Genomic DNA, 16,509 nt, shown 5'->3' on the forward strand with positions numbered 1-16,509 from the left:
GTGACGTGCCCCGACTGCCACGAGCGGGGCTCGATCGGAGAGACTGTTCGGCGTGAGCAGACGATCTGAACCCGCCTCGGGAACGTTGTTGTTGCTCGGCGGCCGAAGCGAGATCGGTCTCGAGGTCGCCACTCGGCTGGCACCGGGACGAACGGTCGTACTGGCCGCTCGACGCAGTTCCGACCTGGCGACGCAAAGGTCACGTGTGCTGCAGGCAGGCGCGACGACCGTCTATGCGGTCGAGTTCGACGCGAACGCCATGGACACCCACGAGGAAATCCTGCGCTCCGTCGTGGAACGGCACGGGCCCATCGGGATCGTGGTGTTGGCGTTCGGGATTCTGGGGGATCAGACGCGCGCCGAGGACGACGCCGGGCATGCGCTGGAGGTGATCACGACCGACTTCCTGGCCCAGGCTTCCGTCCTCACCCACGCCGCGAAGGTACTGCGGGCGCAGAAGAGCGGCGATCTGGTGGTCTTCTCGTCCGTCGCGGGTGTCCGGGTCAGGCGGGCCAACTACGTCTACGGCTCGGCCAAAGCGGGTCTGGACGGTTTCGCCAGCGGACTGAGCGATTCCCTGCACGGCAGCGGCGTTCATCTGTTGCTCGCGCGCCCAGGGTTCGTCATCGGTTCGATGACCGAGGGCATGGACCCGGCACCGATGTCCAGCACACCCCATCAGGTGGCTGCCGCGGTGGTGGCTGCGCTGCGCAGCCGGAAGTCGACGGTGTGGATCCCCGGCACTCTTCGCCCGGTGTTCTTCGCGATGCGACTGCTTCCGCAATGGCTGTGGCGCAGGATGCCGCGCTGATGGCGGAGCCCAACCATCATCCCATCGCAGTGGTGGGAATCGGCGCGGACGGTTGGGACGGACTGTCTGCTGTCGCACGTGTCGTGGTCGAGCAGGCAGATGTCGTCTTCGGGTCGGCGAGGCAGCTCGCCGGCGTGGGGGACAGGTGCGCCGACGCTCGGGCGTGGCCCAGTCCGTTGCTGCCGAGCCTGCGGCCGATGATCGACTCCTGTGACGGCCGGACCGTGTGTGTGCTGGCCAGTGGCGACCCGATGTTTCACGGTATCGGTGTGAGCCTGGCTCGCGAATTCGGCGCCGAACGTCTGAGGGTGTATCCCGCACCGTCGTCGGTTTCGCTTGCCTGTGCGCGTCTGGGCTGGTCGCTCGCGCACACCACGACGGTGTCGCTGGTGAACAGCCCGGTCGAGACCGTCCTCCCGGAACTCGGCCACGGTCGTCGACTTCTCGTACTGAGCCGAGGCAGCTCGACACCGAGTGACGTGTGTGCGCTCTTGCGTGACAACGGTTTCGGTGCCAGTACGGTGAGCGTGCTCGAACAACTCGGCGGCCCGGCCGAACGCGTCACCCGGGGGACGGCGACGGACTCGACGTTCGCCGACGCCGACCCGCTCAACGTTGTCGCGCTCGAATGCGTTCGAGATCGCGGCGCCACCAGACTCACTCGCGTTCCGGGCCTGCCCGATTCGCAGTACACCGGCGACGGTCAGATGACCAAGCAGGAAGTGCGCGCACTGACGCTGTGCGCGTTGGCGCCCGGAGCCGGCGAGGTCCTGTGGGACGTCGGCGGAGGCTCGGGGACGATCGCCATCGAATGGATGCGCACCGATCCATCGTGTCGCGCAGTGACATTCGAGTCGTCCGGGGATCGTCGACACCAGATCACGACCAACGCACAACGGCTCGGGGTGCCCGGGCTGGCCGTGCTCGGCACTGCGCCCGGGGCTTTCGAAGAGGTCCCCGGCAGTGCAGGCGTTCCGGACGCGGTGTTCGTCGGCGGCGGGGCGACCGAGCCGGGCATGATCGAGCGGTGCTGGGCGGCCGTGCGTCCCGGTGGCCGATTGGTCGCCAATTCGGTGACCGCAGAATCGGATTCACTGCTGCTCTCGGCAGCTGCACGATACGGCGGTAGGCTGCGCCGGTTCCAGATCTACCGGGGTGAGCCGTTGGGGTCCTTCACCACCTGGCGACCACAACTGCCGGTCACCCAGTGGTGCGTGACGAAACCCTGGGGTGCGCCCGACGGGGCGGATGCGGACGAGCAGTGAAGGTCCTACTCCTGGGCGGCACGTCCGAATCCAGGCAACTCGCCGCCGCCGTGGCGGGCGTGCCCGGGATCGAGTTGATCACCTCGCTGGCCGGGCGCGTCGCCGAGCCGGCGCCGGTGTCGGGCCATACCAGGATCGGCGGTTTCGGCGGTGCCGACGCATTGGCACGGTGGATTCGAGACAACGCCGTCGATGCACTGGTCGACGCGACGCACCCGTTTGCCGCCACCATCACCGCGCATGCCGACTACGCTGCTCGGACAACCGGTGTCGCTCATCTCGTGCTGACCCGGCCACCGTGGATCGCGTCGGCGGACGACCAGTGGACCACCGTGGCATCCCTACCCGAGGCGGCCGCATCGATAGAACCGGGTAGTCGGGTGTTCCTCACCATCGGCAGGCAAGGCGTTCACCATTTCGCCGGAGTCGCCGATGCGTGGTTCCTGATTCGTTCGATAGATCCACCGACCGGTGCCGTTCCCCCTCGCGCCACCCTCGAGCTCGGCCGCGGGCCGTTCGACCTCGCGCACGAGTCGGCAATGCTCGCCGACAACCGAATAGACCTGCTGATCACCAAGAACAGCGGCGGCACGATGACCCGCGCCAAGCTCGACGCGGCGCGATCGGCCTCGATTCCCGTTCTGATGATCTCGCGACCCACCGTCGACATCTCGGCATTGACGGTCGACGAGGTCGATGCCGCCGCTCGGTGGTTGATCGAACGCCTACGCGTCACTCCCTGACGGGTAGCGCCGCGACGTGAACACTTTCGGACCGCTTCCGGTCTCCACCACCATCGTCATCGAGGAGCCGATGATGAGCAGGCACCGCATGTCGATCGACTCGGGATCGAGTTCGCCGAGGGTCACGGTGCGCACCGATTCCTGCGCACTGCCTACCGCCCGCCCGATCACCACCGGCGTCTCCGATGAACGATGTTCGAGCAGAACATCTTTCATGGCCGCGACCTGCCAGGTGCGGGTCTTCGACGCCGGGTTGTAGATCGCGATCGCCATGTCGGCTTCGGCCACTGCCGAGAGTCGTCGGGCCACCACGTCCCAGGGCTTGAGTCGATCGGAGAGGGAGATGACGGCGTAGTCGTGTCCGAGCGGCGCGCCGACGCGGCTGGCAACAGCATTGGCTGCCGTCATTCCCGGGACCACGCGTACCGGTACCGAACTCCACTGCTGTTCTGCTGCAACCTCGATGACCGCTGTCGCCATCGCGAACACGCCCGGATCACCCGAGGACACCACAGCGACGCGGCGACCCTGTTTGGCGAGGTCGAGGGCGAATGCCGCGCGCTCGGATTCGACCTTGTTGTCGCTTGCATGCCGAATCTGGCCGGGTCGCTGAGGAACTCGATCGATGTAAGTGATGTATCCGACCAGATCGGTCGCCGCCGCGAGTTCGGCTCGCACTTCGTCCGTCGTCCACACGTCGTCGCCCGGACCGAGACCGACGACGACCACTTCGCCGGTGCTGGTGGGCATGTCGGTTCGATTCGACGGACTCGGCACGACGATCATCGAGAAGTACGGCACGTTGTCCGCGTCGGCTGCATCGAGGACGCGTTGCTCGGCTGTACTGGCCCGCTCGACGTACCGCGCTTCGTCGAGCCTGCCGGATCGTTCCAATGCATCGAGCACGGTCGGATAGGTTCGACCGAGTTTCATGATGACCGCGGCGTCGGTGCCGCGGAGTCGGCGAGTGAGTTCGTTCACCGGCAAGGTGCCGGGGAGGACGGTGAAAACCTCGTCGCGCTCCACCAATGGAGTCGCCAGGGCGGCCGATGCAGCACTCACCGAGGTCACGCCGGGAACCACCTCGACCTCGAACCGGTGTGCCAGGCGTTTGTGCATGTGCATGTACGAGCTGTAGAACAGTGGATCGCCCTCGGCCAGAAGCACAACCGATCGGCCGGCGTCGAGATGAGCGGCGAGCCGTGCGGCAGCGGACTCGTAGAACTCGTCGATGGCCCCCTGATACCCACCGGGATGAGCCGTCGCCTCGGTGGTCACCGGATACACCAGGTGTTCCTCGATCTGCCCGTCGCGCATGTAACCGGCCGCGAGGGCGCGCGAGATGCTGCGACCGTGCCGAGCACTGTGGAACGCGACGACATCGGCCTCGCCGATCACGCGAGCGGCCTTGACGGTCAACAACTCCGGGTCGCCCGGGCCGACGCCCACTCCCCACAACTTTCCGCTGGAGCTCATTCTTGTTCGCTCGCAATGGCATTGACCGCGGCGACGGTGATGGGGCTGCCACCGCGTCTGCCCCGGACGACCAGATATTCCACGCCGAGGTCGGCGGCTATCAGGTCTTCCTTCGACTCCGCAGCGCCGATGAATCCGACCGGGCCGCCGACGATGGCTGCGGGCTTCGGAGCTCCGGCCGCGAGCATTTCCATGAGGTGGAACAGGGCGGTCGGCGCGTTTCCGATCGCGACGACGGCACCGCCCAGCTTGTCACCCCACAACTCCAGCGCGGCAGCGGTTCTCGTGGTGCCCATACTCCGAGCCAAATCCGGCACCCGAGGATCGGACAGGGTGCACAGCACCTCGTTGTCGGCCGGCAGACGGCGACGAGTGATACCGGCGGCAACCATATTGGCGTCGCACAACACGGGTGCCCCTGCGCGCAGGGCAGTTCGGGCGGACTCCACCACGTCGGGCGTGAAGCCGATCGTCTCGGTCAGGTCGATCTCACCGACAGCGTGAATCATGCGCACGACGACCTGGGCGACGTCCGGGGTGAACCGAGACAGATCCGCTTCGGCGCGGATGGTTGCGAAAGACTGGCGGTAGATCTCCGCGCCGTCACGGATGTAGTCGTGCATGCGTGTCACGATAGGGGAGAGGGACCCCTCAGCCGGAAGCCGGTCTCCAGGTGCTCAGGACACCTGGTAGCCGATTCCCGTCGCAATGACGTCGGTCACCTCGCCTTTGGGTCGGCCGCATCGACGCTCGCAACCGGACCAATGCTGCCGCTCGTCCCGTGGCGTCATCCGCGCATCGACCGCGGCCGCTAGGTCGGCTCGGACGTCGGCGAGGGACTTCTCGCAACCGGGCGATCCGGTGCAGGCACTGACTCGGATCCACGGTGACGCGGCGTCGAAGATCAGGCCCATGGGTGCGAGAACTCGAACGACCTGTTCGGCCGGTTCCTCGTCCAGATCACCCACGATCAGCGATCGCCACGGCGTCACGATCAGCGGACGATCGACGGCAGCGAGGAATTCGGCCAACCGCGCGCCGAGGACGCCGTTGGCCAGACCTGCGCCGAGGGCAACGTGGCCATCGTCCTGATCGAGCCAGCCGATCGGTGGCACCTCGACCGGCGCAGGCATGGCCAGTACCGGTCCGGCCTGCAACCCGAGCACGTCGACGATGCGCGCGGCACCGCCGTCCAGTTCCGCCAGTCGCCATTCCTTGTGGCGCAACCGGACGAAGGCATCCGCGCAGTCGAGCAGAGTCGAGACCACGTGCTCGCGGTCGACGCGTACACCGCTGTCGCGTCCTGCCAACAGCACTGCGAACGACCCGTCGGCCTGGGCGTACACCCCGAAGTCGGGTTCGAGTCCGCACAGATCCCCACGGCCGTCGTCCAGGGCGAACAATGTCCGGCCTGGCAGTCCGGCGAGCTCGGGGCGAGCGCACACGGCAGCGTCGAGCTCGCCGACGAGACTGCGGACGTCGTTGAGTCCGCCGACCCGGCCCGACAGCGGCGAGGCGAGAATGTTGCGCACGCGCTCGTGCGTCGGAGACGGCAGCAACCCGGCGGCGGCCAACCTGTTCGCGAGCTCGTCCGGGTCCGAGACCGCACGAACCTGAATGTTGCCCCTCGACGTGAGTTCGAGCGAGCCGTCGCCGAGCTCGGCCGCGGCCTCGGCCAGGACCTGCATCTGCTCCGGCAGCACGAGGCCGCCCGGGAGCCGGATTCTGGCCAACGGACCGTCCGCCGCGCGGTGCGTCGACAGAGCTCCGGGGCAGCCGTCGGGCACGGACCTACTGGGCGAACTCATGTTCACCAGGCTACAAGTGCGACGGGTGGCCCGATCTCGTCCCGGCACCGGTAGCATTCGATGTTCACGGCTCCGGCCGAGAGGAAACCGGTGAAATCCCGGTACGGTCGCGCCACCGTGACCGCCCTGTAGTTCGTCGAGAACAGCTCGTCGGGAATGGTTCTCGGGACCTGTTCTCGAGGATCGTGCCTTCGGGACGGGGCGGGAGTCGGACCCTCTCACCGACGAGCTAGGACGATTCACCGATCCAGGGGCGCGAAACCCCGAGGAGGGCGTTACCCGTGTTTCTGTTGCTGTCCACATCGGACACCGATCTGCTCAGTGCCCGCGCCAGTGGGGCCGATTTCACGTGGGGCAACCCGTCCCGCCTGCTGGCGGAAGACATCCCGTCGATGGCCGAATCGGCCGAGCTGATCATCGTCCGCATTCTCGGATCGCGTCGCTCGTGGGAGTCGGGAATCGAGGCCGTCCTGGCCACCGGTTTGCCCGTGGTCGTGCTGGGCGGCGAACAGGCCCCGGATGCGGATCTGATGGAGATCTCCACGGTGCCCGCCAACGTCGCCGCCCAAGCGCACAACTATCTGGCCGAGGGCGGCTCGGGCAATTTGCGGCAGCTGTACAACTTTCTGTCCGACACGGTGCTCCTCACCGGTCACGGTTTCGATGCCCCTCGACACCTGCCGACGTGGGGCCACCTCGAGCGGAACTCCGACCAGCACTCCGACGGCCCGACGGTGGCGATTCTGTACTACCGCGCTCAGCATCTCGCCGGAAATACCACCTACATCGATGCCCTCGCCGCCGCAGTCGAGAACGCCGGGGCGAACGCACTGCCCATCTACTGTGCGTCACTGCGTACGGCGGAAGCCGACCTGCTGGAGACGCTGAAGTCGGCGGATGCCTTGATCGTGACCGTGCTGGCTGCGGGCGGCACCAAACCCGCCGGCGCTTCGGCAGGCGGCGACGACGAAGCCTGGGATGTCGCCGAGCTCGCCGCCCTCGACGTTCCGATCCTGCAGGGTCTGTGCCTGACGAGTTCCCGCGCGACGTGGTCCGAGAACGACGACGGACTCTCGCCCCTCGACGTGGCCACGCAGGTCGCTGTCCCGGAATTCGACGGCCGCCTCATCACGGTTCCGTTCTCGTTCAAGGAGATCGACGACGACGGCCTGACCACGTACGTTCCGGACCACGAGCGAGCAGCACGCGTCGCCGGCATCGCCGTCCGCCATGCGCGGCTCCGACACATCCCGGCCGCCGACCGCCGAATCGCCCTGATGTTCTCGGCGTATCCCACCAAACATGCCCGCATCGGCAATGCCGTCGGCCTCGACACTCCCGCCAGCGCGATCGCGTTGATGTCGGACATGCGTGAGGCCGGTTACGACCTCGGACCGCTCGAGGGCCCGGATTCGGTGCCCGGTCTGGCGGCCCGAGACGGCGACGCACTGATCCACGCCTTGATCGCCCGTGGCGGTCAGGACCCCAACTGGCTCACCGACGCCCAGCTCGAGGGCAATCCCATTCGCATTTCGGCGGCCCGGTACCGCACCTGGTTCGAGCAGCTTCCCGACGACCTTCGCGAGGGTGTGATCGAACATTGGGGACCGGCACCGGGTGATCTCTACGTCGATCGTTCCGCTGATCCCGACGGTGAGATCGTCATCGCAGCAATGCAATTCGGCAATGTGGTCATCATGGTTCAGCCGCCGCGCGGATTCGGTGAGAAGCCCGTTGCGATCTATCACGACCCGGATCTGCCGCCGAGCCATCACTATTTGGCCGCCTACCGGTGGATCTCTGCAGCCCGCGAGGACGGCGGCTTCGGGGCCGACGCGATGGTTCATCTCGGTAAGCACGGAAACCTGGAATGGCTCCCCGGCAAGACCCTCGGCATGTCCGCCTCCTGCGGCACCGACGCAGCGCTGGGCGACTTGCCGCTGATCTATCCCTTCCTGGTCAACGATCCGGGGGAGGGCACACAGGCCAAGCGGCGAGCCCACGCCACTCTCGTCGATCACCTCATCCCGCCGATGGCGAGAGCGGAGAGCTACGGAGACATCTCTCGGCTCGAACAGCTGCTGGACGAACACGCGAACATCTCGGCTCTCGATCCGGCCAAGCTGCCGGCCATTCGCCAGCAGATCTGGACGCTGATGACCGCGGCACAGATGCACAAGGACCTCGGACTCGACGAGCGTCCCGACGAGGAAGTGTTCGACGACATGCTGCTGCACGTCGACGGATGGCTGTGCGAGATCAAGGACGTGCAGATCCGCGACGGGCTGCACATCCTGGGCCAGGAGCCCGTAGGCGATGCCGAGGTCGAGTTGGTGCTGGCGATGCTGCGCGCTCGGCAGATGTGGGGCGGCGAGCAGACGGTGCCCGGTCTACGCGAAGCTCTCGGGCTCAGCGAGGACGGCGACGAGGAACGCACGCGCGTCGACAGCATCGAGGCCGTCGCGCACGGATTGGTCGCGGCAATGCAAGCGACGCAGTGGAATCCGGCCGAGGCCGAGCGGGTTGCGGGCGAACACGGTGACGTGGTCGCAGAGATTATGAGGTTCGCCGCCGCCGAGGTGGTACCGCGTCTACGCGGAACTTCCCGCGAGATCGAGCAGGTGTTGCACGCTCTCGACGGCGGGTTCATCGCGGCGGGTCCGAGCGGTTCACCGCTGCGCGGCCTGATCAACGTGCTTCCTACCGGCCGCAATTTCTACTCGGTCGACCCGAAGGCCGTGCCGTCGAAACTGGCGTGGGAGACCGGTCAGGCGATGGCAGAATCCCTGCTCGCTCGCTACCGCCAGGATCACGGCGAGTGGCCGAAGTCGGTCGGTCTCTCGGTGTGGGGCACCTCGGCCATGCGGACTTCGGGCGACGACATCGCCGAGGTGTTCGCTCTGCTCGGAGTCTCCCCGGTGTGGGACGAGGCCTCGCGCCGGGTGACGCGCCTCGAGGTGATCGACCTCGACGAGCTCGACCGCCCTCGCATCGATGTGACGGTACGGATCAGTGGATTCTTCCGTGACGCGTTCCCGCACGTGCTCGCCCTTCTCGACGACGCGGTTCGGATGGTGGCTGCGTTGGACGAGCCTGCGGATCGGAACTACGTCCGTGCACACGCGCAGGCCGATCTGGCCGAACACGGTGACGAACGACGTTCTACGACACGCATTTTCGGTTCGAAGCCAGGAACGTACGGTGCCGGGTTGCTTCAGCTGATCGACAGCAAGACGTGGCGCAGCGACGACGACCTCGCTCAGGTGTACACCACCTGGGGCGGCTTCGCCTACGGCCGCGGACTCGACGGAGTACCCGCGTCGGACGACATGCGCACTGCGTACAAGCGTATTGCCGTGGCCGCCAAGAACACCGATACACGTGAGCACGACATCGCCGATTCCGACGACTACTTCCAGTACCACGGCGGCATGGTCGCGACCGTGCGCGCGCTGACCGGAAAGTCGCCCGAGGCATACATCGGTGACAGCACGCGGCCGGAATCGGTTCGCACGCGCACACTCTCGGAAGAAACCGCCCGCGTCTTCCGCGCTCGGGTCGTCAACCCTCGGTGGCTCGAAGCCATGCGCAGGCACGGCTACAAGGGTGCGTTCGAGATGGCGGCGACCGTGGACTACCTGTTCGGTTACGACGCCACCACCGATGTGGTGCAGGACTGGATGTACGAGAAGTTGGCCGAGACCTATGTGCTCGACGAGCAGAACCAGAAGTTCATGCAACAGTCCAATCCCTGGGCACTGCACGGTATCGCCGAACGACTGCTCGAGGCCGCGGAGCGCAAGATGTGGGCCGAGCCGGACAAGCAGGTTCTCGACGGCTTGCGCCAGGTGTACCTGGAAACCGAAGGTGAGCTCGAGGGGGAGTAGCGACGTACCCTTCTCGGTATGACTGCCACCTTCGAGGACATTGCCAAGGGCAAGTACGTACTGCTGACGACGTTCAAGAAGGACGGCACCGCCGTACCGACCCCGCTCTGGGGTGCGCTCGACGGTGATCGTCTGCTCGTGTGGACGGTGTCGGATTCGTGGAAGGTCAAGCGCATTCGCCGTAACTCGAAGGTTCTGCTCGCACCGTGCGACATGCGTGGCAAACCCCAGGGCGACGCGGTCGACGCGACAGCCGAGATCCTCGATGCAGCCGGCACCGAGAAAGCGCGCGCGGCGATAGTGTCGAAGTACGGCATCCTGGGCTGGCTCACCGTGAAGGGCAGCGTTCTTCGAAGGGGCAAGAGCGGCTCGGTCGGGCTCGCGATCACTCCCGCGTAACCGGTCTGCACGACGACACCATCGTTGGTATGCGCAGTTCCGAATGCTTCATGAGGCGGCTTCCCCTGCTGCCGGAACGGAGCACCACGTGCCTATTGCAGTGACCGATTACAACCATGTCCGACTCACCGTCAGTGACATCGACCGATCCCGATCGTTCTACGACTCGGTGTTCGGCTTCGAGGTGGCCTACGCCTGGGATCCCGACGCGGACGAGGAGACCAAGAAAGCCCTGTGGTTCCTCTTCGGCGGCGTGATCTACAAGTTCGGCGGGGGTTTGCTCGGTCTGCGCCCGGTCGCGCCGAGCGACGACACCTTCGCCGAAGATCGTTGTGGGCTGGACCACCTCAGCTTCACCGTCGATACCCGTGCCGCGCTCGAGGATGCAGTCAAGACGCTCGATGAGCTCGGCATCGCGCACGAGGGCATCAAGGACGCAGGGCCCGGACTGTCCATCGTGGAGTTCCGCGACCCCGACAACATCGCTCTCGAGTTGTCCGGACCCGACAAGTAACGGTCGGACGCAGGGCCTGCGGGAACGACCCCGCAGACCCTATTGCGCGGCGCTGACCGAGGACATGTGAAAGTCCGGAATGCGCAGCGGCGGCATTGCCGTGCGAGTGAACCAGTCCTTCCACTCGCGCGGCAGTGTCGCCTCGGTCCGTCCGGCCTCGGTGACACGTCGCAACAGATCCAGAGGACTCTCGTTGAACCGGAAGTTGTTGACGGCTCCGATGATCCGGCCGTCCTCGATGGCGTAGACACCGTCGCGGGTGAGACCCGTGAGCAGCAACGAGGTCGGATCGACCTCTCGGATGTACCACAGTGTCGTCAGTAACAGCCCGCGCTCGGTCGACGCGACCATCGCGTCGATCCCGGTGTCGCTGCCGCCGGTGAGGATCAGATTCTCCCCGGGGACGGCAACGGGTACCTCGAACTTCCGGGCTCCGGCGCGTGTATAGGCCAGTGCTGCGATCGCGCCGTCCCGGATCCAATCGACCCGGTCGATGCCGAGACCGTTGTCGAACACCGACACCGCATCACTGGAGGAGCCCGCCGCGACGAACGGCGCGTACCCGAGACCGGGCTCGCGCGGGTCGGAGTGCAGCGTCAGCGGCAGCTCGGTGAGCTTCTCGCCGACTCGGGTGCCACCGGCCCGCGAGAGTGCGGTGCGCCCCTCCTGGGCCCCGCGCCCCTCCATGGTCCACATCAGGTAGATCATCAGATCGGCCACGGCGGAGGGCGGCAACACCGTGTCGTACCGACCGGCGGGACGCTCCACGGTGTTCTGCGCCCAGCCCAGCCTGGTGGACAATTCTCCGAGCATCGATGCCGCCGACACGTCGCGGAAATCGGCTGTACCTTTTCCCACCCAGGCACTCGCCCCGGACCGCTTTCCGTTGATCTCGATCGACCCGGTCGGCTGTGTGAACGTGCGTCGCACTCCGGTCGAGGTTCCGAGCCACACGTTGTCGACGCGATGCTCGGCGAATCCGTACAACGTGTCTCGGCCGTCGAATCCGACGTTCAGTTCCGTTGCCAGCGAACCGAACACGTCGATCGACGTGGCCTGCGCGTGTCGATCCCAGCCGTCCGGCTCGGAATCGGGGGTCAGCAGCGGCATCGCGTCGTCCGCAGGCTCGGCGGCGCGGGCCGCTGCTTCACTGGCACGCACGACGTCCGCGATCTCGCTCGGATCGACACTGGTGGACGACACCGAACCCACCCGCGCCACGTCCCCGTTCCGGACGATGGACACCACCACCCACTGCCTCGAAGTGGAGACGCCGTTCGTGGTCATCGAATTGCCCGCCCACCGAAGCGTCGCGTCGCTGGAGTCGGTGACGAGGACGACGGTGTCGTCGACGTTCGCACACGCCAACGCACGTTCGATCACCTGCTGCGGCTCGATCATCGACCTGCCTCCGATCGGGTGTTGAGGACGTTGACCCCGCGGAACAGTGCGACCGGGCAACCGTGACTGACCGCGGCGACCTGACCGGGTTGGGCCTTGCCGCAGTTGAATGCCCCACCGAGTTTCCAGGTGGAGCGACCTCCGAGCAGTTCCATCGAACCCCAGAAATCCGTCGTCGTCGCCTGATAGGCGACGTCGCGCACCTGGCCGTCGAGCACACCGTTTCGAATCCGGTAGAAGCGTTGTCCGGTGAACTGGAAGTTGTACCGCTGCATATCGATCGACCACGATTTGTCGCCGACCACGTATATACCGTCCTCGACCGCGGCGATGACCTCCTCGGTCGACCGGTCGGTGTCGGGATCGGGCTGCAACGACACGTTCGCCATGCGTTGGATCGGAACGTGATGTGCGGAGTCGGCGTAGGAGCACCCGTTGGACCGTTCCAGTCCGAGCCTCGGGGCGAAGACCCGATCGAGTTGGTAGCCGACGAGTGTTCCGTCGCGAACCAGATCCCACTTCTGCGCGGCCACGCCGTCGTCGTCGTAGCCGATACTGGCGAGACCGTTCACCTCGGTCCGGTCTGCGGTGACGTGCATGATGGGTGAGCCGTAACGCAAGGTTCCGAGCTGATCGGGTGTGGCGAAGGACGTCCCGGCGTAGGCGGCCTCGTACCCGATCGCTCGGTCGTATTCCGTTGCGTGTCCGATGGATTCGTGGATGGTGAGCCACAGGTTGGAGGGATCGATGACGAGATCCGTCGGACCTGCCACCACCGACGGGGCCTTGACCTTCTCGGCCAGCCACTCCGGGATACGCGCGAGTTCGTCCGCCCAGTCCCACGTGCTGTGTTCGCCGAGGTACTCCCAGCCGCGTCCGACCGGCGGTGCCAATGTCCGCATCGAATCGAACGCGCCGGCCGCTCGGTCCACGGCAGTTGCCTCGAACTGCGGGTGTAGTCGTACCCGCTGCTGAGTGATCGAGCTGCCCGCCGAATCGGCATAGAACGACTGTTCCTTGACCTGCAACACCGACGCCGTGACGTGGTCGACGCCGTCCGAGGCGGACAACCTGGCCGAGTACTCGGCCAGCAGCGCCACTTTGTCGGTGGTGGGAACGTCGAACGGGTCGATCTCGTACTGCGAGACCCAAACCGCATCCGAGTACACCGGTTCGGGCGCGAGTTCGACCCGTTCGCGGTTGAGAACGCGTAACGCCGTCGCCACCTTGGCCGCACGCCGCGCCGTGGTGGCAGCCGCGTCGGTACTCAGCTCGGCGTGAGAGGCGAAACCCCAGGTGCCGTCGACGACTACCCGCACCGCCAACCCGATTTCCCCGGCGTCGACGGCGGATTGCACCGAGCCGTCGCGCAGTGAAATCGACTGAGTCGTCAGCCGCTGCACCCGGAAGTCCGCGTGCGAGGCTCCGGCCGTACGCGCCGCGCTCAGGGCCGCGTCGGCCAGTTCTCGCAGGGGGAGGGCGAGGAAGTCGGCGTCGACCGACCGGTCCGATGGTGTCGTCACGACTGTGACGCTAGCCGAATTGTTGCCAGCCGAGGCGTAGGACCATGCCGATCACGACGACGAGCAACACGATCCTGACGAAGCCTGCGCCCCTGGCGACCGCCGTCCTCGAACCGAGTATCGCACCGACGACATTGCAGGCGGCCATCGCAGCACCGAGTTGCCAGTACACACTGCCGGTGAATGCGAAGTAGGTCAGCGCACCGACATTGGAGCCGACGTTGATCACTTTTGCCATCGCGGCGCTGCGGACGAATTCGGTGCCCAGCATCGTCGCGAAGACGATGATGAGGAAGGTGCCGGTGCCGGGTCCGAGAATGCCGTCGTAGAACCCGATGCCGGCTGCGGCGAGGCCGATGACGATCAGAACTTTGCGATGCGTCGGGGGCGACGGTGCCGCGGTACGACCGATGGTCGGTCGACAGGTCACCAGTACCGCAACGCCGACCAGCACGACCATGATGATCGGCACGAAGAGGTCGCGGTCGATCAACGACACCGCGGCAGCGCCCGCCGCCGAGGTCGTCGCCGCGATCGCGCCGGCAGGAACGAGCACCTTCCAGTCGAGCGAGACCTTGCGGGCGAACGTGACGACGGCGGCGACTGTTCCGAAGACTGCGGTCGCCTTGTTGGTCGCGAGGGCTGCCTGCTGTGTCAGTTGCGGTGCCACGAGCAAGATCGCAGGCAACAGAATGAGACCGCCTCCGCCGACCACGGCGTCGACCCATCCTGCTGCTGTCGCGGCGGCCATCAACATTCCCCAGTCCGCGACAGTCATACGGCAAACTCAATCACATGCGTCGATTCAGCCTGTGGCTCCGTGGCCAACCGTTCGTGGCCGACGCACTGCTCGCCGGTGGGCTTTTCGTCATCGAGATTCTCGTTTTCGTGAGTTCGGCCGACGGCCTGAACGGGCCGTTGTTTCTGGCCTTCTCGGTGGTCCTGACCGTTCCCGTCGCGTGGCGGCGACGGTTCCCCAGGTCCGTGGCGGCCGCGGCGCTCGTGTCGACGTTCGTCGCCGACGTGTGGGGAGCCATGGTCGGGGATACCTCCAACGGCCATCCGGCCGCACTGGCGTTGCCGATCATGCTCTACACCCTGGTGGCCTACGTCGGCCGCGCGCAGGGGGCCGTCTACGCCGCCGGTGTGGCCGCCTACTCGGTGTCCTCGTTGTTGCTCTTCCACCAGCCGTTGTTCACGACGCTGCTGTTCAGCGCTCTGCTGTACGCACTGTCGTGGGTCGCTGCCGAATTCCTCGGTGCCCGACGCGCATACGACGAGGCGATGGAAGCCCGACTGATCGTGGCCGAGTACGACCGGGATCGCCGCGCCGAGGAGGCCGTGCTCATGGAAAGAACACGCATCGCGCGCGAGCTGCACGATGTCGTCGCCCACGGGGTGAGCGTGATGGTGGTCCAGGCCGACGGGGCGTCGTATGCCATCCGGCGCAACCCCGAACGTGCCGAGCAGGCGGTGGCCAACATCTCGGCGACGGGCCGGCAGGCGCTGGCCGAACTGCGTAGAACGGTCGCACTGCTGCGAACGACCCCCGACGCGGACGACATGCCCGAGTACGGCACGGCCGGTCTGGCCCGCGTCGTGGAAATGATGAGTCGAGCGGGCCTGAACGTCGAGTTGGAACAGACGGGCAATCTCGACGACATCAGTCCGGCGATCAGTCTCGGCGTACACCGACTCGTCCAGGAATCGCTGACGAACGTTCTTCGGCACGCCGGCCATGCCCCACGAGCCGTCGTGCGGGTCGCACGCGAAGCAGACACCGTCACCGTCGAGATCTCCGACAACGGCACCGGCAGTGCGGCGCCACCGACCCGTGGCGGAGGACACGGACTGGTGGGGATGCGGGAGCGAGTCGCGGTGTTGCAGGGCACGTTGCAGGTCGGTCGAACACCCCAGGGCTCCTGGCTCGTGCGGGCGAGACTGCCGATCGAGTAGGCGTTAGGTTGTGTCGGTGCCGATCACCGTTGTCGTCGTGGACGACCAGGAACTGATGCGAATGGGCCTGAACATGGTGCTCGAAGCCCAGGACGACATCGAGGTGATCGGTGAAGCGTCCGACGGCTCCGGTGCCATCGAAGCCGTGGCACGGTTGGCGCCCGCCGTGGTCTTGATGGACGTCCGCATGCCCGGGATCGACGGGGTCTCCGCCACTCGAGCGATCACCGAATCGGGATCGGACACCAGGGTTCTGGTCATGACGACGTTCGATCTCGACGAGCACGTACTCGGTGCGCTCAGGGCAGGAGCCAGTGGATTTCTGCTCAAGGACACACCGCCCGAGGATCTGGTATCCGCGATTCGGAGCGTGGCTGCGGGTGACGCCGTCGTATCACCGAAAGTCACGAAGAGGCTGTTGTCGCGGTTCGTCGAGCGCACCGAGCCGGCCGTCGACCCATCGGTACTGGACGGCCTGACCGGGCGTGAGCGAGAGGTCATGGCGCACCTGGCAACCGGGCTGTCCAATGCCGAGATCGCGACGGTGTTGCACCTGTCCGAGGCGACCATCAAGACCCACATCGGCCGAATACTGACCAAGCTGGGAGTACGTGACCGAGTGCAAGCCGTCGTACTCGCCTACGAATCCGGCCTCGTCAGACCTGGATCCTGAGAATCTCCCGGCAAACAGGACGCATCGGGAGAAAAACGACTGTGCCGGACGTT

At 66.2% G+C, this 16,509-nt stretch carries 14 protein-coding genes and 1 riboswitch; of the genes, 8 read left to right on the plus strand and 6 right to left on the minus strand.

Annotated elements, in window-relative coordinates; genetic code table 11:
- Positions 1–52 precede the first annotated feature (52 nt).
- From K414_RS0117350 to K414_RS0117360, 3 genes are read left to right on the plus strand one after another with little or no spacing between them, the layout of a single operon-like run.
- Positions 53–811, plus strand: coding sequence for an SDR family NAD(P)-dependent oxidoreductase (locus tag K414_RS0117350; RefSeq protein WP_027497101.1), 759 nt, complete (start codon positions 53–55; stop codon positions 809–811).
- Positions 784–2,076, plus strand: a complete 1,293-nt coding sequence (gene cbiE, locus K414_RS27260; RefSeq protein ID WP_237606212.1) for a precorrin-6y C5,15-methyltransferase (decarboxylating) subunit CbiE — start codon at positions 784–786, stop codon at positions 2,074–2,076. The genes K414_RS0117350 and cbiE overlap by 28 nt, the downstream gene beginning before the upstream one ends.
- On the plus strand, positions 2,073–2,819 hold the full coding sequence (locus K414_RS0117360) for a cobalt-precorrin-6A reductase (RefSeq protein ID WP_027497102.1): 747 nt from the start codon (positions 2,073–2,075) through the stop codon (positions 2,817–2,819). Before cbiE ends, K414_RS0117360 begins: the two co-directional genes overlap by 4 nt.
- On the opposite strand, the gene K414_RS0117365 is transcribed toward K414_RS0117360, so the two are convergent.
- Genes K414_RS0117365 through cobG form a run of 3 tightly spaced genes read right to left on the minus strand, consistent with a single transcriptional unit; the run spans position 2,802 to position 6,103 of the window.
- The gene (locus K414_RS0117365; protein WP_027497103.1) at positions 2,802–4,295 is read right to left on the minus strand and encodes a precorrin-2 C(20)-methyltransferase; all 1,494 of its coding nucleotides are present in this window, start codon (positions 4,293–4,295) and stop codon (positions 2,802–2,804) included. The genes K414_RS0117360 and K414_RS0117365 overlap by 18 nt on opposite strands.
- The gene (locus K414_RS0117370) at positions 4,292–4,918 is read right to left on the minus strand and encodes a precorrin-8X methylmutase (protein WP_027497104.1); all 627 of its coding nucleotides are present in this window, start codon (positions 4,916–4,918) and stop codon (positions 4,292–4,294) included. The genes K414_RS0117365 and K414_RS0117370 overlap by 4 nt, the downstream gene beginning before the upstream one ends.
- Before the next feature lie 54 nt (positions 4,919–4,972).
- Entirely contained in the window at positions 4,973–6,103 is a 1,131-nt protein-coding gene (cobG, locus tag K414_RS0117375) for a precorrin-3B synthase (RefSeq protein WP_032365814.1), read from the minus strand.
- A gap of 82 nt (positions 6,104–6,185) precedes the next feature.
- A riboswitch (cobalamin riboswitch) is annotated at positions 6,186–6,317 on the plus strand.
- A gap of 67 nt (positions 6,318–6,384) precedes the next feature.
- On the opposite strand from cobG, the gene cobN reads away from it, so the two are divergent.
- The 3 genes from cobN to K414_RS0117390 all read left to right on the plus strand — a co-directional run bounded on the left by cobN (position 6,385) and on the right by K414_RS0117390 (position 10,903).
- A complete protein-coding gene (cobN, locus tag K414_RS0117380) occupies positions 6,385–9,990 on the plus strand; it encodes a cobaltochelatase subunit CobN (RefSeq protein WP_027497106.1) in 3,606 nt (1,201 codons plus the stop codon).
- Between the two features lie 18 nt (positions 9,991–10,008).
- A complete protein-coding gene (locus K414_RS0117385) occupies positions 10,009–10,389 on the plus strand; it encodes a PPOX class F420-dependent oxidoreductase (protein WP_027497107.1) in 381 nt (126 codons plus the stop codon).
- Positions 10,390–10,477: 88 nt separating this feature from the next.
- The gene (locus K414_RS0117390; RefSeq protein ID WP_027497108.1) at positions 10,478–10,903 is read left to right on the plus strand and encodes a VOC family protein; all 426 of its coding nucleotides are present in this window, start codon (positions 10,478–10,480) and stop codon (positions 10,901–10,903) included.
- 39 nt (positions 10,904–10,942) lie between these two features.
- On the opposite strand, the gene K414_RS0117395 is transcribed toward K414_RS0117390, so the two are convergent.
- Genes K414_RS0117395 through K414_RS0117405 form a run of 3 tightly spaced genes read right to left on the minus strand, consistent with a single transcriptional unit; the run spans position 10,943 to position 14,605 of the window.
- Positions 10,943–12,304: a metallopeptidase TldD-related protein gene (locus K414_RS0117395; protein WP_027497109.1), complete on the minus strand. Its 1,362-nt coding sequence runs from the start codon at positions 12,302–12,304 to the stop codon at positions 10,943–10,945.
- Positions 12,301–13,827 carry a TldD/PmbA family protein gene (locus K414_RS0117400; protein ID WP_027497110.1) on the minus strand — a complete coding sequence of 509 codons (1,527 nt, stop codon included), beginning with the start codon at positions 13,825–13,827 and terminating at the stop codon, positions 12,301–12,303. Before K414_RS0117400 ends, K414_RS0117395 begins: the two co-directional genes overlap by 4 nt.
- A gap of 10 nt (positions 13,828–13,837) precedes the next feature.
- Entirely contained in the window at positions 13,838–14,605 is a 768-nt protein-coding gene (locus K414_RS0117405; RefSeq protein WP_027497111.1) for a TSUP family transporter, read from the minus strand.
- Positions 14,606–14,622: 17 nt separating this feature from the next.
- Between K414_RS0117405 and K414_RS0117410 the strand changes: the two genes are divergently transcribed.
- Both K414_RS0117410 and K414_RS0117415 read left to right on the plus strand, forming a co-directional pair.
- Positions 14,623–15,783, plus strand: coding sequence for a sensor histidine kinase (locus K414_RS0117410; RefSeq protein WP_027497112.1), 1,161 nt, complete (start codon positions 14,623–14,625; stop codon positions 15,781–15,783).
- A 16-nt stretch (positions 15,784–15,799) separates the two neighbouring features.
- Entirely contained in the window at positions 15,800–16,456 is a 657-nt protein-coding gene (locus K414_RS0117415) for a response regulator transcription factor (protein ID WP_027497113.1), read from the plus strand.
- Positions 16,457–16,509: the final 53 nt, after the last annotated feature.

Origin of the sequence: Rhodococcus sp. JG-3, from assembly GCF_000482405.1 — a bacterium.
GTDB lineage: Bacteria > Actinomycetota > Actinomycetes > Mycobacteriales > Mycobacteriaceae > Rhodococcoides > Rhodococcoides fascians.